The organism is Candidatus Binatia bacterium (assembly GCA_036504975.1).
In the GTDB taxonomy this organism is placed as follows: domain Bacteria; phylum Desulfobacterota; class Binatia; order UBA9968; family UBA9968; genus JAJPJQ01.
This window is the reverse complement of sequence record DASXUF010000139.1, coordinates 1-4,960: the sequence shown is the minus strand read 5'-3', so window position 1 is coordinate 4,960 and position 4,960 is coordinate 1. Positions and strand designations below refer to the sequence as shown.

The following is a 4,960-nucleotide window of genomic DNA, read 5'->3' as shown; positions in this document are numbered from 1 at the left end:
AGCGGCTCAATCTGGACTTATCCTTGCACGAAATGTTACAGATTCTGAGCGTCACGCCATTCGAGAAAACACCGTTGTTTCAGCTCCTTACTCAGTCAGCAACCAACGGAGATATCAATGTCGATCCCAACCAACTGATTTTACTCTGAAACGTGTCGGACGCTTCTGTTTTGCGGTAAAAAAAAGAAGGAGGAGACAATGAAAACTAGAATCGGTAAAGGCTTGGCTGCAATCACGGTTGCGGCGTTGATCGGAGTAGGTTGTGCGGGCGGGCCGCTTACGACCAGAGAAAAGGGTGCTGGAATCGGCGCCGTGGGTGGGGCGGTTGCGGGAGGGATCATCGGGAGCACTGTGGGTCATCCGGCGGCGGGAGCGCTGATCGGCGGCGGGCTCGGGTTAGGCGCCGGCGCCCTGATCGGCGATCAGATCCAGGGCCAGGAAAACCGCGACTATGACCAGCAGCGACAGATCGACCGTAACGCTCGTGAGCTCGACCGGCTCAGGAGAGAGCGCGGGGAGTACTAAGGCGACTGTGATTTAGGCGGCCCGTGCGGAGCGTCTTAACGGGCGAAAAGGAGACGGTGAAATGGAAGTCAATAAGAAGAAAAAGGTTTGGCTGGGAGTCATGCTGATTGTATTTCTGCTTTCTCTGGGGAGTGTTTCCTTAACGGGCTGTTTTGTCTGTCGTGATTGCGGCCCTCATCCCCGTCAGGCCAAGTAAGGCCCGTGCCACGGACTTACGTCCGTGGCTTTGGGGCACTGCCCTTCGGGGAACTTCGGAACATTCATCCCCGCACTTACGTACGGGGCGTTCTGTGGTACGGGGTAAACCAGCATGCCCAGCTTTTTCCATGTTTGCTCGGTCGAGGCTCCCTGAAAGAGAAACAGGCGTAAGATGCCGGAGAGGGGCGCGTCCATCGAATGCATGCGAAAAAAAGGAGGAAGCGACATGAACAACATCATCTACATTATCGGCCTCGTCGTGGTGGTGGTCTTCGTTCTGAAATTCCTCGGCCTGTGGTAGCCGCGCGGGGCGGCGTCGTTTCGCTAAATTGAACATCGAGGACGAGCTGTGTTGTATTGGTTTCTGATGTTGCTTGCGGCTGTGACCGCCGGACTGGTGGGCTTCGGAGTCGTTCCTGATCCCGGGCCGTACCTGCGCGCGCAGTGGGACTCGGCGGGCTTCGTTCGAACTTGGTTCAGGCGCACGCATGGCGCCGTCCTGGCGGCGGCGCGGAGAATTCGTCGTGTTCGCCTGGACCGGCTGAGCTGGGAGAGCGCCGTCGTTTACCTGCTGATCTGCACGACGTTGGACACGGCCGCTCTCATCGCGATTGGATTCCGTCACGTCTATTTCAACCGCAGCGACCTGCCCGACATGGAGACATTCGCCCGCTTCGAGTTTCCCACGATCGGCCACGTCTACGATGTCAACGGACAGTCCCTCATTGGGCTGGCGAGGCAGCGCCGGGAGATCACCCAATACGAGGATATCCCGCCGATCGTTCGCGATGCGATCCTGGCCGTCGAGGACAAGAACTTCTTTTCCCATGGCGGAGTGGACTATTTTGGAATCCCTCGCGTACTTTGGAAAGTCAGGGTTGGAACTTTGGTGGCGGGCCTCCTAGGGCTGGGACGGCGAGACGAGGTCGATAGTCCGCCGATCTTTCCGCAAGGCGGATCGACGATCACGCAGCAGCTCGTGCGCGGTCATTTTCTGCGCGACTTGACGGCGCAGGAAAACAGCAGCCAGCTCCGGCACGGCGGCTTCTTGCCGCGCGTGTTGTCTTACGTGATCGGGACGCGAAGCGCCAACATGTGGTTTCGGAAGATGGAGGAGATTCGGCTTTCTTTGTGGATCGAAAAAGAGATGGAGAAGCGCTTCGGCTCGAAGCGCCGGGCCAAGGAGGAAATTCTCGCCCGCTACGCCAGCTTTATTTACATGGGAGAGGGCCAGTACGGTTTTGCGCGAGCGGCGGAATATTATTTCGGACGGCCGCTCGCCACATTCACCGTAGACGATGCCGACAAGGCGGCGCTGCTCGCCGGCATCGCTAAGTCGCCGCTCACCTACGCGCCCAGCGCGGCTCGAACCGATAGGGTCTTGCGCCGCAGAAATCAAACTCTGGCGCTTATGGCGGCGAACGGCTTTATTTCTCGCGACAAGGTGACGGGCGCCGCCCGGCACCCGATTCTAGTTGTTGGGCGGAACAAGGACAAGATGCTCCAGTCGGCCGCGGTCGTTGAAAATGTTCTTCAGGAGATCAAAGACCGCCGCGTGGACGTCGGTGTCGAAGACCTCCTCCGGGGACGTATCCAAGTTCACTCGACCGTGGATGCGCGGGTGCAGCGGATTATGAACGAGGCGCTGGAACGCGGCCTCGAGCTATATGAGAAGCGACACCCGAGCGCTCAAGGGGTGATCCAGGGTTCCGTCGTCGTGTTGAGGAATCACGACGCGAGCATCCTCGCGGAGACGGGCGGCCGGCGGTTCTACAAAGCCCGCTCGGCGTCGTACAGCGACTTTAACCGCGTCACGGAGTCCCTGCGGCAACCCGGCTCCGCAATGAAGCCCATGGTTTATCTCGCTGCGTTCCAGCAGGGAGCATTCAGTCTCCGCACCATGGTTCCCGACGAACCCATCAGTGTTCCCGATGGAGCGGGCGTGAAATGGATCTCGAACTACGACGGCGAGTTCAAGGGAATGATTTCGCTCCGGGAGGCGCTGGCCGAATCCAGAAACGCCGTGGCGATTTGGATCACCAAGCAGATCGGCATTGCCAGCGTTCTCAGAACGTCGCGGAACGTGGGAGTCCGGACGCGACTCCAGCCCTATGCCACGACGGCGTTGGGCGCGTCGGAAGTGAATTTGCTGGAGCTCGCCAATGCGTATCGCACGATAGCCTCAGGCGTTCTTGCCCAACCGTACCTGATCCGGCAAATCGTCCGGAATTCGGGCGAGGTGCTGGTGGATAGCGAAGACGACGAGCCTCCGGTCGATCTCGACGAACCCGCGCTCGCTCTCATTCAGGAAGGCCTGCGCGGCGTCATACGCCTTCCTAACGGCACGGCCCATGCGCTGGCTGCCGGAGATTTCCCGATCGCCGTTATGGGAAAGACGGGAACGACCAATGAGTTCAGGGACGCGCTCTTTATCGGCTCCACTTACGGTCCCGAAGGAATCACCGTCGCGGTCCGAATAGGCTTCGACGACAACCGTTCCCTCGGGGCGAAGGAAACCGGCGCCCGGGTGGCGCTTCCGGTATTCAAGGAAATCATGCTCAGAACATATGCCGACAAGCTGGCGGGCTCCGTGCCGGAGTTTCCGCCCGAGATGGAACGGCGCATCAGCGACTATTTGATGGGCGATTCGGCTGAAAGGGCCCCGCTGCCGGACTTTTCTCCCGTGGCAATCTCCCAATAAGGTTGGGGAATAGGAGTTGTTCGATCGGCGCAGCCGATTTTTTTCAAGGCGTTCAATATTAGACAGCAATCGCTTCAGAGTCGATGTAGGTTAAAAGGAGACTAAGCAACGCAAGAAGGCGGACTTCTTGAAGGCACTGTCGGGGGTGGATTGAAGGCTCTCTGAAAGTTGAGGCCTTTGAGGTTATGAATTCGACCTCCCGCCAGATCGCTGCTAGCTGCGATCGAACCCGACAGACCTTCCGATCCGGAGAGGGGGAATTAAATTCCCTCTTCGGATCGTACTAGCGGCGGCAGGAGGTGTTATGAGCGGAATATCATGGATTTTAGCCGGCGGGATCGCCGGCTGGTTGACGGGAAAGTTGATTGGAAAAAAGGGCTACGGCGAATCCTTGTCGGCGGGTTATGCAAAGAGCCTGGATATTTTCTTTGGAATCATCGGCGCCTCCATCGGCGGCTATCTGTTTTTCTGGATCGTCATCGGGGAGGCCGGCTCCTTCAGCGGATATGCCACCGCGGTTCTGGGCTCGATCGTTCTTGTCGGATTTCTCCGACAGGTCTCCGCGCGATGCTTGGCTTTTAGCCTGGCCGGGGGAAACAATATTTCGTTGTGAGTGGAAATGAGTAGACATTAGACGAGCGCCAAAGGCTGTCAGAAGCCTGTCACGAGTAAGGAGGACGCAATGAACCCATTTTTTATAATTGCCATCCCGGTAGTTTTATTAATCACAGGGATGATCTTGAACGGCATTCAAATATCGTTCGATCAACCCGAAAGCTCGACGGAGCCGGACGCCGGTAAAAAGTTGGCTGCGGAAAAACAATCTTACCGCAACTTATTCGACTCCCAGAGACGCAGCTCTTTGACGCGGCAGAAAAGGGTCGGTCAGTATTCCTGGGTGGTGCTGCTGGCGATTGTCGTGTCATCCGTGTGGCTGTACGTCGATACGGTCAACAAGACGACGGTCTCGAAACAAATCGCCGCGATTCAAACATTGCCGGTAGTTGAAAGTAAAGATACGGTCCTCTCTCTGACTCTCAGCGATGGGAATAACATTCAATATCTGGTCAAATCACCCACGATGACTTTGACGGCTAGCGATAGCAGCAATACTGAGTACATCAAGTCGGCCAAAACCGAGGGCTGGGGCGCTGGTGGGCAAAAAGGACTCTCTAAGGAAGCCGTTCAAAACTGGCGGCTTCAAGGGCTGGATACGGCTACGAGCGTCGGGGATGCCGATATTCCTCTCGGCATCGCTCTAAAAATCTCGAAATAGGACGGATCGTCTTTATCTCCAGCACGGGCAGGCGGGGCATGCCGTGTAGTTATTTTGCCTCGCCTTGTTTCACGGCTTCCTTGACGATCTTGAAGATCGGCGCCATGTCCTGCCACTCGGCGTCCGAGATGTCGAGATACTTTCTTCCCTTGACGAGCTTGCTCTCCGCCGGCAGATCGTCCTTGGGAATGTCGATGCGGCGCGAGTTGGGCGGCACTTCTCCATAAAGGTCCGGATATTTTTGCAGCGCGATCTGGCCT

Annotated in this window: 7 protein-coding genes; 6 read left to right on the top strand and 1 reads right to left on the bottom strand. The window is 57.3% G+C overall.

Annotated features, from left to right (window positions below):
* The 6 genes from VGL70_17865 to VGL70_17840 all read left to right on the top strand — a co-directional run.
* A partial coding sequence (locus VGL70_17865; GenBank protein HEY3305392.1) for an IS4 family transposase occupies nt 1-149 on the top strand: 149 nt, incomplete at its 5' end.
* 49 nt (nt 150-198) lie between these two features.
* The gene (locus VGL70_17860) at nt 199-525 is read left to right on the top strand and encodes a glycine zipper domain-containing protein (GenBank protein ID HEY3305391.1); all 327 of its coding nucleotides are present in this window, start codon (nt 199-201) and stop codon (nt 523-525) included.
* Between the two features lie 370 nt (nt 526-895).
* Nucleotides 896-1,024, top strand: a complete 129-nt coding sequence (locus VGL70_17855; GenBank protein ID HEY3305390.1) for a hypothetical protein — start codon at nt 896-898, stop codon at nt 1,022-1,024.
* A gap of 48 nt (nt 1,025-1,072) precedes the next feature.
* Nucleotides 1,073-3,424 (top strand): transglycosylase domain-containing protein, encoded by a 2,352-nt coding sequence (locus tag VGL70_17850; GenBank protein ID HEY3305389.1) that lies wholly within the window; start codon nt 1,073-1,075, stop codon nt 3,422-3,424.
* Nucleotides 3,425-3,728: 304 nt separating this feature from the next.
* Nucleotides 3,729-4,037 carry a GlsB/YeaQ/YmgE family stress response membrane protein gene (locus VGL70_17845; GenBank protein HEY3305388.1) on the top strand — a complete coding sequence of 103 codons (309 nt, stop codon included), beginning with the start codon at nt 3,729-3,731 and terminating at the stop codon, nt 4,035-4,037.
* A 69-nt stretch (nt 4,038-4,106) separates the two neighbouring features.
* The gene (locus VGL70_17840; protein ID HEY3305387.1) at nt 4,107-4,700 is read left to right on the top strand and encodes a hypothetical protein; all 594 of its coding nucleotides are present in this window, start codon (nt 4,107-4,109) and stop codon (nt 4,698-4,700) included.
* Between the two features lie 49 nt (nt 4,701-4,749).
* Here VGL70_17840 and VGL70_17835 read toward each other — a convergent pair.
* Nucleotides 4,750-4,960, bottom strand: a 211-nt coding sequence (locus tag VGL70_17835) for a hypothetical protein (GenBank protein ID HEY3305386.1), incomplete at its 5' end; no start/stop codon positions are given.

Bases quoted from the DNA above. Each gene is read 5' to 3' on its own strand.
- VGL70_17860 (HEY3305391.1), top strand. From the start codon at position 199: ATGAAAACTAGAATCGGTAAAGGCTTGGCTGCAATCACGGTTGCGGCG.
- VGL70_17840 (HEY3305387.1), top strand. From the start codon at position 4,107: ATGAACCCATTTTTTATAATTGCCATCCCGGTAGTTTTATTAATCACA.
- VGL70_17845 (HEY3305388.1), top strand. From the start codon at position 3,729: ATGAGCGGAATATCATGGATTTTAGCCGGCGGGATCGCCGGCTGGTTG.
- VGL70_17855 (HEY3305390.1), top strand. From the start codon at position 896: ATGCCGGAGAGGGGCGCGTCCATCGAATGCATGCGAAAAAAAGGAGGA.